The sequence below is a fragment of the Clostridium sp. 1001283B150225_161107_B6 genome (assembly GCF_015556325.1).
Lineage (GTDB): Bacteria > Bacillota > Clostridia > Lachnospirales > Lachnospiraceae > Enterocloster.
On sequence record NZ_JADNMD010000007.1, the window covers coordinates 114314 to 132350 of the forward strand.

General features: G+C 51.0%; 14 protein-coding genes. All 14 read left to right on the top strand.

Annotation, left to right across the window (positions count from 1 at the left end; genetic code table 11):
- Nucleotides 1–146: 146 nt before the first annotated feature.
- The 14 genes from I2H39_RS17070 (at nt 147) to I2H39_RS17130 (ending at nt 18010) form a co-directional block, all read left to right on the top strand.
- Complete coding sequence (locus I2H39_RS17070) at nt 147–950, top strand: GTP pyrophosphokinase (protein WP_195627084.1); 804 nt, start codon at nt 147–149, stop codon at nt 948–950.
- Nucleotides 937–2022, top strand: coding sequence for a GNAT family N-acetyltransferase (locus I2H39_RS17075; protein ID WP_227147225.1), 1086 nt, complete (start codon nt 937–939; stop codon nt 2020–2022). Before I2H39_RS17070 ends, I2H39_RS17075 begins: the two co-directional genes overlap by 14 nt.
- A 173-nt stretch (nt 2023–2195) precedes the next feature.
- Nucleotides 2196–3887, top strand: a complete 1692-nt coding sequence (locus tag I2H39_RS17080) for an alpha-glucosidase (RefSeq protein ID WP_195627085.1) — start codon at nt 2196–2198, stop codon at nt 3885–3887.
- A gap of 306 nt (nt 3888–4193) precedes the next feature.
- Complete coding sequence (locus I2H39_RS17085; protein WP_138308167.1) at nt 4194–4610, top strand: PTS fructose transporter subunit IIA; 417 nt, start codon at nt 4194–4196, stop codon at nt 4608–4610.
- A 76-nt stretch (nt 4611–4686) separates the two neighbouring features.
- On the top strand, nt 4687–5172 hold the full coding sequence (locus I2H39_RS17090) for a PTS sugar transporter subunit IIB (RefSeq protein ID WP_138308165.1): 486 nt from the start codon (nt 4687–4689) through the stop codon (nt 5170–5172).
- Nucleotides 5173–5190: 18 nt separating this feature from the next.
- Nucleotides 5191–6030 carry a PTS sugar transporter subunit IIC gene (locus tag I2H39_RS17095; RefSeq protein ID WP_138308163.1) on the top strand — a complete coding sequence of 280 codons (840 nt, stop codon included), beginning with the start codon at nt 5191–5193 and terminating at the stop codon, nt 6028–6030.
- Complete coding sequence (locus I2H39_RS17100; RefSeq protein ID WP_195627086.1) at nt 6023–6850, top strand: PTS system mannose/fructose/sorbose family transporter subunit IID; 828 nt, start codon at nt 6023–6025, stop codon at nt 6848–6850. The genes I2H39_RS17095 and I2H39_RS17100 overlap by 8 nt, the downstream gene beginning before the upstream one ends.
- Nucleotides 6851–6984: 134 nt before the next feature.
- Nucleotides 6985–9702, top strand: a complete 2718-nt coding sequence (locus tag I2H39_RS17105; RefSeq protein WP_195627087.1) for a sigma 54-interacting transcriptional regulator — start codon at nt 6985–6987, stop codon at nt 9700–9702.
- Nucleotides 9703–9731: 29 nt separating this feature from the next.
- Nucleotides 9732–11987 carry an alpha-galactosidase gene (locus tag I2H39_RS17110; RefSeq protein ID WP_195627088.1) on the top strand — a complete coding sequence of 752 codons (2256 nt, stop codon included), beginning with the start codon at nt 9732–9734 and terminating at the stop codon, nt 11985–11987.
- A gap of 1 nt (nt 11988) precedes the next feature.
- Entirely contained in the window at nt 11989–13131 is a 1143-nt protein-coding gene (locus I2H39_RS17115) for a LacI family DNA-binding transcriptional regulator (protein ID WP_195627089.1), read from the top strand.
- A gap of 57 nt (nt 13132–13188) precedes the next feature.
- Entirely contained in the window at nt 13189–13377 is a 189-nt protein-coding gene (locus tag I2H39_RS29255; protein ID WP_227147222.1) for a hypothetical protein, read from the top strand.
- Nucleotides 13365–13715, top strand: a complete 351-nt coding sequence (locus tag I2H39_RS29260) for an HAD family hydrolase (RefSeq protein WP_240305622.1) — start codon at nt 13365–13367, stop codon at nt 13713–13715. Before I2H39_RS29255 ends, I2H39_RS29260 begins: the two co-directional genes overlap by 13 nt.
- A gap of 308 nt (nt 13716–14023) precedes the next feature.
- A complete protein-coding gene (locus I2H39_RS17125; RefSeq protein WP_195627090.1) occupies nt 14024–15547 on the top strand; it encodes a 4Fe-4S dicluster domain-containing protein in 1524 nt (507 codons plus the stop codon).
- Between the two features lie 252 nt (nt 15548–15799).
- Nucleotides 15800–18010: a helix-turn-helix domain-containing protein gene (locus I2H39_RS17130; RefSeq protein WP_240305621.1), complete on the top strand. Its 2211-nt coding sequence runs from the start codon at nt 15800–15802 to the stop codon at nt 18008–18010.
- Nucleotides 18011–18037: the final 27 nt, after the last annotated feature.

Sequence of the window (18037 nt, forward strand, 5' to 3'; positions counted from 1 at the left end):
CAGCGGCCATGCATATACAGCCGCCGCGGATATACATGACAGCTGCGGATATACACGGCCGCCGCAAAGATACATGACAGCTGCGGATATACACGGCCGCTGCGGATATACAGACATTTTCGGACACACAGGAGGAATGATACCGGATGATTGAAAAGGAAAGGTTTTTGACAAGCTATAACATTGAACCTGAGGAACTGGAGGCGGCAGGACTGGATTGGGAAGAGCTGGCGGCCATATATGATGATTATCTGTCCATTGAGGGGAAGCTGCGCAGCATTGGTAAGGATTTTGTATACGATTATCTCTATGATATAGAGAGAGCGGGAATCCACTCTTACAGGTACCGCACCAAGGACCCAGGCCACCTGATTGAAAAAATCATACGAAAGCGCAATGAGCATTTTGAACGGTTTGAGGATATAGATTCCGGCAATTACCATAAGTATATCACTGACCTGATTGGCATCCGGGTGTTTTTCCTTTACCGGGAGGATTGGATTCATTTTCACAAATATATAACCAGCGTATTTGAGAATAACCCTGGTCTTTATGTGGTGGACCGCATCAAGGATTTTGATGAGGACCCCGGACATTATTACATTGCGGAACGGCCAAAGGTTTACCGCAGGAACGGGGACACCAGAATTTATGATGAGAATCTGATTGAGATTAAGTCCAATGGAATATACCGTTCCCTTCACTATATTATCAAGTATAAGGGATACTATGTGGAAATCCAGGGGAGAACCCTGTTTGAGGAGGGGTGGAGTGAGATAGACCATGATATCGTGTACCCTTATTTCCAGGACGATGAGATGTTAAAGGATTTTTCCACTCTTTTGAACCGTCTCTCTGGTATGGCGGATGAGATGAGCTCCTATTTCCGCAGGATGAAAGGAGTAAAGGAAGAATGGGAGAAAAAATCAGAGAGGCATGATGAGGGATAGGCAGGGAGAGAAGCTGGAGACAGAGGCCGGGAATCCGGAGCAGACAGAGGCCGGGAATCCGCTCTCTGGAATGAGCCTGGAAGAATTGTGGCGGCTGTTTCCTATTTTCCTTACAGAACACAGGCCGGTTTGGGCGCAGTGGTACCAGGAGGAAAAGGAACGGCTGTGCCGCCTTCTGCCCATGGAGGATATCTGTGAAATCAGCCATGTGGGAAGCACGTCCATTCCAGCCATCTGGGCCAAGCCCATTGTGGATATTCTGGTGGAAATTAGCAAAGACGGAGATATGCAGGCCATGAAGGAACAGATTACCTGCTGCGGCTACACTTGCATGATGGAAAAGGCGGGAAGGATTTCGTTTAACCGTGGATATACGCCTTCTGGATTTGCGGAGCGGGTATTCCATCTGCATCTAAGGACAGCAGGGGATAATGATGAGCTGTATTTCCGGGATTATCTGAGGGAGCATACGGAGGCTGCCAGGGAATACGAGGCCCTGAAGCTGGGGCTCTGGAAGGAATACGAACATGACCGTGACGGATATACAGAACATAAGGCAGCCATGGTGGCAAGATTTACCGGAGAGGCAAAGCGCCTTTATCCCGGCCGGTATGAACGGCCCATGCTGCGGTTTATGAGGGCAGAGACAGGAGAAACAGAGGAACTGCGCCGGCTGGCCAGGGAGTCGGAGGCTCACTGGGGATATGACGAAGCATTTATGGAAACCTTTGACGCAAGATTTAATATTACAGACAGTTTCATCCGCAGCAATCCTGTGTTTGCAGCCAGGGAAGGAGGCTGCCCGGCTGCCTTCTGGGGAATCAGGCAGGATGGATATGAATGGGAGCTGGAGTATTTTTATGTGGCGGAGGGTAAAATGGGGAGCGGTCTGGGAAAACGGATGTGGAAGCATATGACAGGCTGGTGCGCGCACCAGGGAATCGGCCGCATTCACTTTGTCACCAGTCCCCAGGCTGCGGGATTTTACAGGAAAATGGGCGCGGTGCAGGACCGGGAAACCAGGTCCATTGTGGACGGACGGCTTATTCCCCATTTTGTATACGATGTATGATATTACATAGGAAAAGGCGGACTGGATATACTGCAATATTGGTTTGTGCAATAAGGAGGTTATGGCCGTAACCTGTTGACCTTGTACAGGGTATCTGTATATAATCGCATCAAGACATGGATGAAAGCCGGGCGCGGCTTTCGCAAAATTTAAAATCATGAGGAGATGCATGTATGAGCGATTGGTGGAAGAAGTCCGTTGTATATCAGATTTATCCCAGAAGTTTTATGGATTCCAATGGGGATGGTTTTGGGGATTTGCAGGGCATTATCCAAAAACTGGATTATCTTAAGGACCTGGGAATTGACGTAATCTGGCTGAGTCCTGTATATGATTCACCGCAGCAGGACAATGGATACGATATCCGGGACTACCGGCAGATGTATGAAAAGTTTGGCACCATGGAGGACATGGATGAGCTGATAGAAAAAGCCCATGACCGGGGAATCAGGATTGTCATGGATTTGGTTGCTAACCATACCTCAGATGAGCACCAGTGGTTTGTGGAGAGCCGGAAGTCTGCCGACAATCCTTACAGCGATTATTACATCTGGAAAGACCCAAAAAACGATGGAGGAGAACCGAATAACTGGGGCTCCAGCTTCTGTGGAAGTGCCTGGACCTATGACCCGGAACGGGGACAGTATTACCTGCATTTCTATGATAAGAAGCAGCCGGACCTGAACTGGGAAAATGAGACTGTGCGCAGGGAGGTCTACGACCTGATGAAATTCTGGATGGATAAGGGCGTGGACGGCTGGCGCATGGACGTGATTGCATCCATTTCCAAATACACGGATTTTCCGGACTATCCGGAAGAACCCGGCAGGCGTTACTATACCGGTTTCATGCATTCCAACGGTCCAAGACTCCATGAGTTCCTTCAGGAAATGAACCGAGAGGCGCTTATGGGATATGACTGTATGACTGTGGGCGAGGCCCCTGGTTCCACCTCTGAAAATGCCCGGCTGTTTGTGGACCCCAGGCGCCAGGAGCTGAATATGATATTTACATTTGAACACATGAACATTGACCGTATTCCAGGCCATGTGAACCGCAAATGGGCATTGAAGCCATTTGATATCCGGAATCTGAAGCGGGTCATGTCGGACTGGCAGGAGAAGCTGGAGGGCCATGGCTGGAATGCGCTTTATCTGGAAAACCATGACCAGCCCAGAGTGGTTTCCCGGTGGGGCAACGATACCTGCTACAGAAAGGAATGCGCCAAGGCCTACGCGACAATCCTGCACGGCATGAAGGGAACCCCCTATGTATACCAGGGGGAGGAGATTGGGATGGTAAATGCTTCCTATGAGCTGGATGAGTATGAGGATGTGGAAGTGAAGAATGCCTGCCTGGAACTGGTGGAACGTGAGAAAACCATCAGCCGGGAGGAGTTTAAAAAGGCGGTCTGGAATAAGAGCCGGGATAATGCCAGGACGCCCATGCAGTGGACCGGTGGGGAGAACGCAGGATTTACTTCCGGCACCCCGTGGTTCAAGGTAAATCCGCGTTATAAGGAAATCAATGTGGAGGAGGCCCTTAAGGACCAGGATTCCGTATTCCATTACTATCAGAAGCTGATTCGTCTCCGCCATGAGGAGGATATCCTTACAGAGGGAAGCTACCGCCTGCTGCTGCCTGAGGATGAATCGCTGTTTGTGTACGAGAGGGAATATGATGGAAAAAAGTGGCTGGTGGCCGCCAATCTGACAGGCAGCCCGGTGCCGGCCGGCCGCCTTGAGGGGATTTTGTCTCCGGAGTACAAGGTTATCATTCAGAATAAGCCGGAGGTCATGAAGGACGGGATGATACAGCCCTATGAGGCTTTTATTGCTGAGATAAGAGGAGACAGGTTAATATAGAGGAAGCAGGAGTGCCGCTCTCATTATAATTGAGGGCGGCACTCCTGTCTGCGTTCAGTGCGGTAAATGCTAAATATCTGTCAGCACAGAATAACAGTAAATTTAGACACTAATATTGGACACAGCCATTAGACACTTTGCAGGCTGGTGTGGTAAAATTTTTATAGACAGAATGGTGAATAGAATATTTCCTTATAAAATCAAGGATTTTACGGCCGGTTTTTAGTGTCTAAAAAAAGTTGGCATCGTATTTGCTTAATATATAAGTGAAATGAAAATAAAACAGAAAAGGGAAGGAGTTCCAACATGAAGAAGATATTGATAGCCACCCACGGAACCTTTGCCTCCGGGGCGGAGAGTACGGTCAAGTTCCTTATGGGAGATGTTGGGAATATTACCTGCATCAATGCTTATGTGGACCAGGACGAAAATCTGGTGGAGACACTGGAACGGTATTTTGCCCAGGTCCGGCCCGGGGACCAGGTGATTGTGCTTACGGATATCAAGGGGGGAAGCGTGAACCAGAAAATTGTACCCTATGCGGTCCGGGAAAACGTATTTCTGGTTGCAGGCTTTAACCTGCCGCTTCTGGTGGCCCTGGCCATTGCGCCGGAAGGAATCACTAAGGATGAGGTCAGACAGTACATTGAAGATTCAAGGAACCAGATGGAGTTGGTGGAGCTGGAAGCGGAAGATGGCAGGGATGAGGATTTTTTTGAATAGGATGAACGTGACATGTATCGCACGTAAGAGACCAAAGGACGGTCTCTAAGTGCTCGTAACGAGAGGAGAGTATTGTATGGTTAAGGCTTTAAGGGTAGATGAGAGACTGATTCACGGACAGGTGGCAATGGCGTGGACCAGGGATTTGGGAATTCAGGGAATTATGGTGGCGGACGATGAGGCTGCTTCCAATGAGATGCAGAAGATGACACTGAAAATGGCTGTGCCGGATGGTATTAAATGCATCATCAAGACAGTGCCGGAAATCATTGCACTGCTAAGTAATCCAAGGTCTGAGGGGATGCGGATTCTGGTGCTGGTAAAGACGGTGAAGAATGCCCTGGAAGTGTATAAGGCTGTGCCTGGCATCGAATATGTTAATATTGGAAATGCAGGACGGTTTACCAGCGGCGACGGTACGGAGCGCATGGTTATTTCCAGGTCCGTGAGCCTTACGGCTGACGAGGTGGGGGCGCTGAAGGAACTGGTGGAGCTGGCTCCGGGTACGGCTCTTCAGATGGTGCCGTCTGATGAAAAGAAGCTTGTTTCGGAAGTATTATAAATAAAGGGGGATAAATTTATGTTAGCACATACATCCATACTTGTTACTGCGTTTGTCATTGCAGTCATGGTACTGATAGCATCAGGCGTCAGGGACCTTCTGGGGTTTACCATGCTGGACCGGCCGGTGTTCATCTGCCCTATCATCGGATGGCTTTTTGGTGATATACAGCAGGGTCTTCTCATCGGAGCTTCCCTGGAAGCCGTGTTCATGGGAATTGTAAATATAGGCGGTGCGTCGGCGGCAGAGTGCGGAATTGCCAGCGTGGTGGGCTGTGCCTTTGCCATTATGAGCGGCGGAGGCCCTGAGGTGGCTCTTCCACTGGCACTTCCCATCGGAATGCTGGGGCAGCAGGCAAAAAACATTATCTGGATTGGAATTATAGGCTGGTTTGCACCTGTATTTGATAAGCTGGCTGAGAATGGAGAGGACAAAAAGCTTACAAGACTCCACTATGGGCTGTGGTGCCTGAACTGGGGACTATACTGCCTGATTCCGTTCTTTGCAATCCTGTTCGGCTCTAGGGCAGTGGAGGCTGCGGTCAAGGCCATTCCGGCTGTTATCATGAACGGCCTGACGGTCTGCGGAAACCTGCTTCCGGCCGTAGGTATGGCCATGCTGCTGAAGCTGCTGTGGAACAATAAAATCTGCGTTTACTTTTTCCTGGGATTTGTGCTGGTGGCCTACTTAAAGCTTCCGCTGATTGCATTGGCAGCCCTGGGCGTCATAGCAGCCCTGCTGGTGGCACAGAGGGATTTGGAGCTTAACCAGCTGATGAGGGTAAAGGCAGCAGCACCTGCCGGTGTTCCCGCACAGGGGATGTTAGATGAAGAAGAGGAGGATTTTTTCAATGTCTAAGATAACTGATGTTTCCAGAGAAGAAAAGAAGATGCTCAGGTCCGTATTTCTGCGTTCCTTTACCTTATATACATCCGTAACTCCGGCAAAACAGGGGGCGTCCGGCTTCTGCTACTCCATGATTCCCTTTATCAACCGGTTCTATGCCAACGACCCGGAGGGAAAAAAGGAGGCTATGGCAAGGCATATTTCCTATTTTAATACAACAGTGCCCATGTCCACCTTCATCATGGGTCTCTGCGGCGCCATGGAAAAGGAGAACAGTGAAAATAAGGACTTTGACGCAGGTTCCATCAACCCCATCAAGACCAGCCTTATGGGTCCTCTGGCAGGTATAGGAGACTCCATATTCTGGGGCGTATGGCGTGTAATCTGCGCAGGCATAGCCATCAGTATGGCTCTGGCAGGCAATGTTCTGGCTCCTCTCGTATTCCTGCTGCTGTTCAATATACCAAGCAATGTGGTGCGTTACTACGGTACCTTTCTGGGATACAGCCTGGGTTCCGAGTACATTGAGAAACTGTACAGCGGCGGTCTGATTACTGTTCTGACCAAGGCGGCCAGCATCATGGGGCTAATGATGGTGGGAGGCATGGCCAGCAGCATGGTGGTGTTTAACAGCAAGCTGTCAATGTCCATGGAGGGGACAGAGATTTTCTCTCTCCAGAGTATGCTGGACCAGCTGTTTGTGGGCCTGGTGCCCCTGTGCCTTACCCTGCTGTGCTTTTATCTCCTGACTAAAAAGAAAATGAGCATCAATGTGCTGATTGTGGGAGTGATTGTCCTGGGTATTGTGCTCTCTGCTTTGGGAATCGCATAGTTTGGGAATCACGTAGTTTGGGAATTGCATCCCGCCGAAGCAGCATGGTATGATGGTGCTGAGACGGCGGTGGAAACAGAACTGTTCCATTGTGGGAAAAGGAAATCGGAATCAGTAGGATGGGGGTCTTGTCCATGCAGGCAAAAGAACGGGTTTATGAAGCGCTGAAGGAATCTTGCAGCGATGGGAAGGTAACGGCAGCAGAGCTGGCTCAGAAGCTGAACCTGAGCCGTCAGGTGGTAAGCCATTATCTGACCAGGCTCATGGAAGACGGACTTGCGGTAAAAACCAGTACACGGCCAGTGTACTGGTTTCCCGTGACTTCGGAGGATTTGGAATTTTTTGGGGAGGAGCAGTGGGACTGTGTGAGTAACCGGCTGCCACAGGAGGAAGGGGAAGCAGCTGCCGGACAGCCCTGTTCTGTGTTTTCATCCATGGTCGGATACGCGGGAAGCCAGAGACAGACCGTGGAGATGTGCATGGCGGCAGTGAATTACCCTCCGGACGGCCTTCCCATGCTTCTTACCGGTGAAAGCGGAGTGGGAAAAAGTTTCATTGCCCGTTTGATTTATGAATATGCCCTGGAGCAGGGGGCCATTGGACCCGGGGCACCCTTTGTGGTGCTCAACTGTGCGGATTATGCCAATAATCCGGAGCTCCTTTCCGCCACCCTGCTTGGCTATAAAAAGGGAAGCTTTACAGGCGCTGACCGGGACAGGGAGGGACTTTTAAAAGAGGCAGACGGCGGGTATCTGTTTTTGGATGAGGTCCACAGACTGTCCTTTGAGAACCAGGAAAAATTGTTCCTGTTCATGGATTCCGGCCAGTACCGCCCCCTGGGAGACAATGCCTGGAAAAACTCCAGGGTACGTTTTATCTTTGCCACCACGGAAAATCCGGAGGAAGTCCTTCTGGAAACCTTCCGCAGACGTATCACCCTTCAGGTTCCCATACCCAGCATGATGGACCGGCCTCTTAGGGAACGGCTCCAGATGCTGTATCTCTTCTACCAGAAGGAAGCAAAAAAGGTGAACCGCCGGATAGAGGTGGAAGGAGCAGTGGCAGAAGCGCTGCTGTTTACCAGGCTGCAGGGAAATATCGGAAAGCTGGAGAATCTGATACAGGTCAGCTGTGCCAATGCATTTTACAGGCAGCAGCACAGGGATATGCTTCACATTACCATGGGGGAGCTGCCGGAAATAGCGGGTTTCAATCAGAGCAGCCCCGGCCAGAGCGGAGGCAGCCGGAGCAAACGCATCTATATCCTGCCCGATATCCTGGTGGATGGAGACGGCCTGCCCTTTGAGCAGACGGAACTGGCCTGCGAGGGTGCGGAGCAGGAGGCGGATGCCCTGTGGAAGGATATTTCGGGGATTCCCTTTGAACGCATGGAGACCTCGGTGGACAGCGTATATCTGAACTTTAAACGCATGGTGAAGAAGCTGAGAACCCAGGAGTACTCGGCCTGCCGGCAGGAGCCGGACTGGAAGCTGTTCAGCCCGGTATGCCGTGAAATTCTCTGTGCCTACGGTGTGGGCGAGGCAAAGGGTGTTCAGGATGAACTGGGATTCCTCTATGGTATATTTAAGTCCGGCAGTCCTGAGGAGGAAATGTGCCGGAAACTGGACGCCTATTTTGAGCAGGCCATGCCCAAGGCATACTATGTGGCGGGGCGGATTTGCAGGAGTCTGGATGAGATGGACCAGGAAGCAGGAAAGGTCCTTAACTTTTTGTTTGCCCTGTCCCTTCACGAATATATGGTGGAAACCATGGAATTTCACGGATTGATTGTTGCCCATGGGGATTCCACGGCCAGCAGTATCCAGAAGGTTGCCAACCGTACCTGCCGCACCTTTGTGTTTGAGGCCATCGACATGCCCATGGACACGGCAGTAGAGGATACCATAACAAAGGTCAGACAGTATCTGGAGCGGGTCAATGCCAGGAAGGGCATGATACTGCTGGTGGATACCGGTTCCCTCAGCCAGCTGTATTCCTCCATTAAAAATGACCTGGCGGGAGATTTGCTGATTATCAACAATGTGACCACGGCCATTGCCCTGGATGTGGGCATTAAGATGCTGGGACGCTGCTCCTTTCTGGATATCGTTAAGGCCGCCAGGGAGACCTATGCCTTTGAAATCCAGTATTTTGAGGGAGTATCCAGAGGAAGAAACATCATTGTTTCCTGCATGTCGGGCGTGGGCATTGCAGAAAAGCTTCAGGAGGCCATGTGCAAGGTGGTTGACCCGTCTGTCATTGATATTGTGACCATGGATTATCAGGAACTGCGCAGGCTTCTGGACGAGAATCAAAGGGAATATTTTAAGCAGACACTGCTCATCCTTACCACATCAGCCCTGCCGGAACATGTGAGGGTGCCCTGGCTGAACATCTATGACATACTGGACGGCAAGGGAGAGGACCTGCTGTGGGGTTCCTTTAAGGGCTTGTTGACCAGGGAGAAATTTGAGGAACTGAAACGGGAATACATCCGCTTTTTTTCTATTGAGGGAATTGTCAGCCGTCTCAGATTCCTCAATCCAACGGTGGTCATCAACGAGGTGGAGCTGGTGCTTATGAAATATGAGCAGTATTACCACCTGGAAATGACAGGACATATCAGGCTTAACCTGTATATGCACATTGCGTTTATGATTGAGCGCCTTATGACCACGGACCCGGCTCCGGAACAGGTACGGGAGCTGCCGCCGCGGGAAAAGCGGTTTTATGGGATATCCAGGGAAATTTTTAGCGACATGGAACAGAAATACAGAATCAGGATGAATTGCTATGAACTTTCCCTGCTCTATGAGCTGTTCCGCAGAATTATCATAGAAGAAAACAGTTAGGGCTGGCCAGAATCTTTGGAGGTAAAAACATGCCAATTAAAGTACACGGGGACGGAAGGGAATTCCACCTGTATAATCATAAGATAAGTTATATCATGACCATACTGCGCAACGGCCAGTTGGGCCATCTGTACTATGGAAAGGCTATCCGGGACCAGGCGTCCTTTGAACACATGCTGGAAATACGGATTCGTTCCATGGCTCCCTGTTTTTATGAAGGAGACAGGGAATTTTCCATGGAGCACATCAAACAGGAATATCCATCCTATGGCCACGGAGATATGCGCTGTCCGGCCTATGACATTCTCCAGGCGGACGGGAGCCGCATCACGGAATTTGTCTATGAATCCCACCGCGTTTATGAAGGGAAGCCTGTACTTAAGGGACTTCCGGCCACCTATACGGAAAGGCCCGAGGAGGCTGCCACCCTGGAGATAACCCTGTGGGATGAGTGGATAAAGACTAAGCTGGTTCTCACCTATACGATTTATGAGAATCTTCCTGTTATTGCAAGAAGCGCCCGGTTTATCTGCCAAAATGAGCATGGCGTGATTCTGGACCAGGCCATGAGCGCCAGTGTGGACCTGCCGGACAGCAGTTTTGAGATGGTGGAGCTTACAGGGGCCTGGGCCAGGGAGCGGAGCATAAAGACCAGAAAGCTGGAACATGGAGTCCAGTCCGTGTACAGCATGAGAGGATGCAGCAGCAGTAATTACAATCCTTTTCTTGCCCTCAAACGGCCGGAGACAGGGGAGCATGCAGGGGAGGTTTACGGCTTCAGCCTGGTGTACAGCGGTAATTTCCTGGCCCAGGCAGAGGTGGATACATACGATGTCACCAGGGTTATGCTGGGGATTCATCCCCATTGTTTTTCCTGGCCGTTAAAGTGCGGAGAGGTGTTTCAGACTCCCGAGGTGGTTATGGTATATTCGGACAGCGGACTCAACGGCATGAGCCAGACCTATCATGAGTTATACCGGAGCCGCCTGGCCAGAGGAGCCTGGAGGGATAAGGCCAGACCCATATTAATCAATAATTGGGAGGCCACTTACTTTGACTTTGACGAAGAAAAAATCCTGGGGCTGGCCAGGACTGCCAAGGACGTGGGCGTGGAGCTTTTTGTGCTGGACGACGGATGGTTCGGCCACCGGGACAACAGCTGCTCCTCTCTGGGAGACTGGTATCCCTGCCGGAAAAAACTGCCGGACGGGGTGGCGGGAATTGCCCGTAAGATAGAGGATATGGGGCTTAAGTTCGGCCTGTGGATAGAACCGGAGATGGTGAACAAGGAAAGTGATTTATACAGGGACCATCCTGACTGGATGCTGTCCGCACCCGGCCGCAGCGCCTGCCACGGCAGGAACCAGTTTGTCCTGGATTTTTCCAGTGAGGAAGTGGTGGATGGTATTTACCAGATGTTAAGACGTGTGCTGGATGAGGCTCCTGTCTCCTATATCAAATGGGATATGAACCGGTGCATGTCAGAGGTATATTCCCATTTCTGCCGGCCGGAGGAACAGGGAATGGTATTCCACCGGTATATACTGGGGGTATACAGCCTGTATGAGAAACTGACCAGGCGCTATCCCCATATATTGTTTGAATCGTGCGCCAGCGGCGGGGCGCGGTTTGACCCGGGTATGCTGTATTACGCACCGCAGTGCTGGACATCCGACGACACGGATGCAGTGGAGCGGTTAAAGATACAATACGGCACCTCCATGGTCTATCCTTTAAGCAGCATGGGCGCTCATGTGTCGGCTGTGCCAAATCACCAGGTCCTGCGCACCACGCCCATTGAAACCAGGGCCAATGTGGCCTGCTTCGGAACCTTTGGATATGAACTGGACCTGAATCAGCTGCCAGGGGAAGAGCTGGAAAAGGTGAGGAGACAGATTGCTTTCATGAAGGCGAGCAGGGAGCTCATCCAGTTCGGAACCTTTTACAGGCTGCTGAGTCCCTTTGAGGGAGGAGGGAATGTGACCGCCTGGATGGTGGTATCCAGGGACAGGAAAAAGGCCCTGGTGGGATATTACCGGATATTGGAGCCGGTAAATGAAGGGTACAGGAAAGTCCGTCTGGCCGGTTTAGAGGCAGGACTCCGTTACCATGTGTCTGTACAGGGAGGAGGATATCACGGCGGATTCAGGGAAGTGGATGTGTATGGCGATGAACTGATGAATTTCGGTCTCATTGTATCCGATTCATCCTCCGGGGACAATAAGGAGAAATACGACGGGACCAACGGGGATTATCAGTCCAGGATATATATACTGGAGGCTTAATATGGATGAGGACATGGGGACAGGGAATCGTGTGCAGAGGGAAAAGCGCATGGATAAGCCGCAGGACAGACGTGTTACCATAAGGGAGATGGCAGAACTGGCAGGGGTCAGTACGGCTACGGTATCCAATGTCATTCACGGGAAAACCAGGCGTGTGTCTCCGGAAACAATACGCCGTGTGCAGGACCTGATTCAGACCATGGGGTATGACCGGGACGGTACAGGGGATGAGAAAAAGGCCGGCGGCTCCCGGCTGGTGGCGCTGGTGGCAAACCCGCATAAGACCTACGAGGAGGCCATTGGAGCCGACCCGTTTTATGGGAAAATAATTGGTATGGCAGAGCAGTATCTCAGGGAAAAGGGGTACTATATGATGTTTTATTCATCCTCCGACATGGACGATATTTTCCGTATGGTTATGGAACGGGAGGTAGAGGGAATCATAACCCTGAGTTTTCATAAGAATGACTGCGATAAGCTGGCAGGCCTGTTAAAACGTCCCGTGGTTTCCATTGATGCCAGCGGGTATCAGGGAAGGGTGCCCAACATTGGCCTGGATGACTGGCAGGGAGGCAGGTTGATGACAGAGTATCTGCTGGAATGCGGATACGGACCTGTCTATGTGTGCGCGGGGAGAGACCATGGCGTGGACCATATCAGGTATCTGGGGTGCCAGAGCGCCTGGAAGGAATGGGGAAAGAAAGGAGCTGCGGGGGAGAGCGCCGGACGGGATAGGGAGGGGAAATATAACCAGGTGTATTTTGTATCCCTGGGCATGAACCGGGAAAAGAGAATGGATACTCTGGCATCCCTTGTCCAGCCGGTGAAAGCCAATATCAGGGAAGGCCTCAGGCCGGCCTTATTCTGCCTTTCAGACCTGTATGCCCTGGAAACCCTGAACCATTTCATGGCCCATGGGATAAGGGTACCCCGGGACCTTGGGATTGCCGGATTTGACGATATAATGTATGCATCCCTTTCAAGTCCGGGCCTGACCACTGTGCGGCAGGATATGAAGCGGAAGGCGGCACTGGCTGTGGACACGCTGGTGGACATGGCGGAGGGACGGAAGGGGACAGGGGACGGGGGAGAGACCCTGCTTCCGGTTAAGCTGGTGGTCCGTGGGACCACGGAAATAGGATAGCTGAATGGGGCGGTGTGCGGGCAAACATGGGGACCATAATAAAGGAAAGTGACTGAAATGACATTGTATAAAAAGACAGACACCGTAATTCCCAATATTAAGCTGATGGCAATCAATATGGACGGAACCCTGATGGACAGCAGCGACCATATTATGGAGCACAGATTTGGAGGCTGCACCCCCTCTCATCCTTATACAGGGCAAAGCTTCCGGGCGGGACCGTATAAACTGTCTTGGAATTCCTGAAAGGGCGGGAAGGGTATGGGGAACTGTTTTCACAAGGGAAATCATACATAAACGAAGGGGACTGTATCAGGGCATCCCGCATGAAGCAGGATTATAATTTTGTCCAGTATTTTACCCGGAACCATACACTGGTCCCTGACTTGTCAAAAGCCGCGGACCTTTGGAATGAAACAGAGAAAATAAACCTGTTTTTTCTGGAGGCAGGGGACCGGAAGGAACTGGAAGAAATACTGCGGAAGCAGGGAGGAGTTAGGCTGACCAGTTCCATGGCCGGAAACATGGAAATCAATGATGGGTCAGCCCACAAGGGCGCTGCGCTGAAATGGGTGGAAGGATAAAGGGATGAACAGGCATCCGGCCGGGAAATGGCTGCGGACGCCTGTTTTACTTATAATCTGTGCTTTATTTTAAGAACAATGAGGGCAAAATGCATTCAGACGGTTGCTTTTTTTATGAGCTGTTATATAATCGGTACTGTTAAAAGCGGAATGTATCGCACGTAAGAGACCAAAATATGGTTACTAAGTGCTCATAACGAACCGCTGCACTAAGCGGTCAAAAGACGCCCGCCAAGTGCCAGCGGAATGTATCGCACGTAAGAGACCAAAATATGGTTACTAAGTGCTCATAACGAGGAGGCAGGAATATGCGAGGAGTGGAGACACGTATACAGGAAATAAGGCACAGGATATTCAGGGAAGTGGCAAGGATGGCTTACCATACGGAATGGCCGGTGGATAAACGTATTGAAGAGCTTCCATATAAAATTATACCGGGAGAAGTGGGCAATTTCCGCAACGACGTTTTTCTGGAGCGGGCTATTGTGGGGGAGAGACTGAGACTGGCCATGGGGCTTCCTTACCGCAGCGCGGCGGAACATGCTCCGGTTTCGGATAATATAGAGGCAGCAGACAGGCCGGAGACTTACTATACGCCGCCTCTGATTAATGTAATTAAATTCGCTTGCAATGCCTGTCATGAGAAGCGGGTATTTGTAACCGACGGCTGTCAGGGGTGTCTGGCCCATCCGTGTGAGGAGGTCTGCCCCAAGGATGCCATTAAACTGGACAGGACCAACGGCCGTTCCCATATTGACGACGAAAAATGCATCAAATGCGGAAGATGTGCGGATGTCTGCTCCTATAAGGCCATCATTATCCAGGAAAGACCCTGTGCAGCTGCCTGCGGCATGGACGCCATTTCCACGGATGAAAATGGGAAGGCGGATATTGATTACGACAAATGTGTGTCCTGCGGCATGTGTCTGGTGAACTGCCCCTTTGGCGCCATAGCGGACAAATCCCAGATATTCCAGGTCATACGCGCCATTCAGTCAGGAGAACGGGTTTATGCCGCGGTTGCCCCTGCCTTTGTGGGACAGTTCGGTCCCAAGGTGACGCCGGGCAAACTCCGTGCAGCCATGAAGGCGCTGGGGTTTGCAGATGTATTTGAGGTGGCGGTAGGCGCAGACCTGTGCGCTACCCAGGAGGCAATCGACTTTATTCAGGAAGTGCCGGAAAAGCTTCCCTTCATGGCAACATCCTGCTGCCCGGCCTGGTCCATGATGGCAAAAAAACTATTCCCGGAACAAGCGGACTGCATTTCCATGGCACTGACTCCCATGACCCTGACGGCAAGGCTGATTAAACGCCACCATTCCAATGCAAAGGTGGTGTTTATCGGTCCCTGCGCAGCGAAGAAGCTGGAGGCCATGCGCACGGATATACGAAGCGACGTGGATTTTGTCCTTACCTTTGAGGAAATGGACGGCATCTTTGACGCCAGGCATGTGGATGTGGAGAAGATAGAAGAAGACCCGGAAGGCGTCAATGACGCTTCCACAGACGGCCGTAACTTTGCAGTGGCAGGCGGTGTGGCCAAGTCCGTGGTGGATGTGATTCATGAACGTTACCCGGATAAGGAGATTAAGGTGGCCAATGCAGAGGGACTCAGGGAATGCAGGAAGCTGCTGACCATGGCAAAGGCAGGGAAATACAATGGCTACCTGCTGGAGGGAATGGCGTGTCCCGGAGGGTGTGTGGCCGGGGCTGGCACCATGCAGCCTATTAAGAAATCCCAGGCATCCGTAAATCTGTACGCATCCAAGGCAAAGCATAAGACATCCAATGAGACAGAGCATGTGAAGGAACTGGATAAGCTGGTTGACTAAAGGAGCTGCGGTTTCGGGTTTCACGTCAGGCGGAATGATATTGACTATAGAGGCAAGTAGGAAGCAGCAGGAAAACGCAGGCTGGCATGCGTTTTCCTGCTGTTTTGCTGTCGGGATTTGTTGCGGGAAGTGCGCTCCTTCCATTTAACTTCTTTCCAATGAAGAAAAAATAATATATAATAACAATGGCATGTGCACTATCATATGCGGCGGGGAGGGACTGATTTGCGCAGAGGCATTTTTCATAAATATTTGTTGGGTTTTACATCTTTTTTCCTGGTACCTATGGTGGTGCTTTCCATTTGTTTACAAATCATTATGTACCGGAATCTCTCCAGGGAAATTCTCGGGTACAATGAGAATATCCTGGAGCGCCTGGGGGATGATTTGGTCACTATGAACGGCCGCCTGATGGAGGCAGGGAACCGAATCAGCTTCAGCAGTCCTGTGGTGTCCAGGAGCCGGGACACAGACAACCAGATACAGATGATGGACATGCTGCGCCGGGAAAATGCAGCCAATCCTTACATAACAAAAGCCTATATTATTTATGAAAATAAGGATATGAGCTTTTCCTCCCAGGGCCGGTATGACAAGGATATTCTGCTGGCGGGCCAGCTGAGGATACCGGAGGGGGAGAGACAGCCTTTTCTGGATAAACTGTATGAAATGGACCATCCCGGGTACGACATCATCAACAAGGAATACCACATGAAGGACGGGGTCATAACAAAACCGCAGATGGTATTTATTTATCCGGTATATAATTATTCCTATAAAGCGGAATCCTGGGTGGTGCTGGAGCTTCAGTCCTCCAAAATCAGCCAAAGCATGACCACATCCCCGGGCAGCTACAGCCATGGAATCGCTGTACTGAATGGAGATGGGAAACCGCTGGTGACAGAAGGGGAGGATATGGAACCGGACGGAGTGATGGGACAAATCCTGGAGGCGGAGCCGGGACTCTGCACCGCATTCCAGGCGGGCCAGGGCCGTTATATCGTATATCCCATGGACCATCCGCCTCTTATCATATTAAGCAGAATTACCATGCCGGACCTGCTGGGGGACGTGGTGCAGAACAACAGCCTGCTGGTTACAGGGGTTTTGGTATTTTTGATTCTGGGATGTTTTATGGCAATTTACATGGCCTACCACTATTACAAGCCCATCCGTCAGCTGGCCCAATATATGAAGCAGGACAATGAAAACAGTGAGGACAGGAGCCGGGATGAGCTGGTATTTATAAAGAACCGGTATGACAGCCTGAATTCCGTCAAGGATTCCCTGGCAAAGGAGATTGAGAACCAGTGGCCTCTGGTGGAGGAACGGCTTGTGACAAAGCTTCTTTACGGGGAGGATGATGCCGGAGAGGATGATATGGTGAACGGCATTCTGACAGAGCAGATGAAGGGGCGGAATCACATGGTGGTCCTGGCGGCGGGAGGCAGCCTGTCCTCCAGGGAATTATCCGCCCTCTACAAGGAGAAGGAAGGCCCTATAAAAGAAAAATTCCAGACGGATTACGGAGTGTATACAAGTTTTCTGTACTATTTTGGTGCAATCGCTGTTATCCTCAGCCGCAAGGTTCTGGCTGAGGAGCATAAGAGTGAGGCAAAGGAGCGCCTGAGGGAGGTATTCGGCAGTCATGAGTGCATCATTTCCGTGGGCAATATTCACGAAGATGCATCGGGGGTGCATCTGTCCTATCTGGAGGCTCTTACCAACATGAAGTTCCGCCTGCTCAATCCCCACAAGGAGCTGGATTTTGAGAGTATGGAACAGGGAAGGGGCGAGGAGTACAGCGCCACCATCAGCCGATATCAGACAGAGTGCCTTCTGTGTATTAACCGGTGTCTGGACAGCGGTTCTCCGGAGGAGGTGGAGGGTTCTGTGCAGGAGGTGATGCTGAGTCTGGAGGAGCTGCCGGGCCAGATGGCGCTGATGTGCTGTTATGACATCGTGAGCCATCTCCTGAAGGAGGTAAAGAAAAATGACATCCGCCTGACGGAGAAGGAATTGTACCAGCTCACTGCATTCAGGACAGTGGAAGAATTCGGGGATAAGCTGGGGGATGCCCTTATGAGAATCAATGGTGTCCTGGCAGCCTCCAGACAGGATGCGCGCAATGATTTGATAAAACAGGTGCTTGCCTATATAGAGGATAACTACAGGGACAGCAGTCTCTGTCTGGTGGGGATGGCGGAGCATTTCGGCTACTCGTCCAGCTATATGAGCAAGTTCATTACCCAGAATCTGAATACCAGCTTCTCGGAACTGATATCCAAAAAACGTCTGGATTACACAAAGGATTGCCTGGTTCATACAGATAAGCAGATAGCCCAGATTGCCCAGGAAGCAGGCTATGCCAATCTGTCCAATTTTACCAGAAGGTTTAAGAGTTCGGAGAATGTGACGCCGGGACAGTATAGGAACTTGTATGGGGATGGTAAGAGGGCATAGAATGAGTATGGCAGGAGATATGGCGGT

Bases quoted from the DNA above. Each gene is read 5' to 3' on its own strand.
- I2H39_RS17070 (WP_195627084.1), top strand. From the start codon at position 147: ATGATTGAAAAGGAAAGGTTTTTGACAAGCTATAACATTGAACCTGAG.
- I2H39_RS17075 (WP_227147225.1), top strand. From the start codon at position 937: ATGATGAGGGATAGGCAGGGAGAGAAGCTGGAGACAGAGGCCGGGAAT.
- I2H39_RS17080 (WP_195627085.1), top strand. From the start codon at position 2,196: ATGAGCGATTGGTGGAAGAAGTCCGTTGTATATCAGATTTATCCCAGA.
- I2H39_RS17085 (WP_138308167.1), top strand. From the start codon at position 4,194: ATGAAGAAGATATTGATAGCCACCCACGGAACCTTTGCCTCCGGGGCG.
- I2H39_RS17090 (WP_138308165.1), top strand. From the start codon at position 4,687: ATGGTTAAGGCTTTAAGGGTAGATGAGAGACTGATTCACGGACAGGTG.
- I2H39_RS17095 (WP_138308163.1), top strand. From the start codon at position 5,191: ATGTTAGCACATACATCCATACTTGTTACTGCGTTTGTCATTGCAGTC.
- I2H39_RS17100 (WP_195627086.1), top strand. From the start codon at position 6,023: ATGTCTAAGATAACTGATGTTTCCAGAGAAGAAAAGAAGATGCTCAGG.
- I2H39_RS17105 (WP_195627087.1), top strand. From the start codon at position 6,985: ATGCAGGCAAAAGAACGGGTTTATGAAGCGCTGAAGGAATCTTGCAGC.
- I2H39_RS17110 (WP_195627088.1), top strand. From the start codon at position 9,732: ATGCCAATTAAAGTACACGGGGACGGAAGGGAATTCCACCTGTATAAT.
- I2H39_RS17115 (WP_195627089.1), top strand. From the start codon at position 11,989: ATGGATGAGGACATGGGGACAGGGAATCGTGTGCAGAGGGAAAAGCGC.
- I2H39_RS29255 (WP_227147222.1), top strand. From the start codon at position 13,189: ATGACATTGTATAAAAAGACAGACACCGTAATTCCCAATATTAAGCTG.
- I2H39_RS17125 (WP_195627090.1), top strand. From the start codon at position 14,024: ATGCGAGGAGTGGAGACACGTATACAGGAAATAAGGCACAGGATATTC.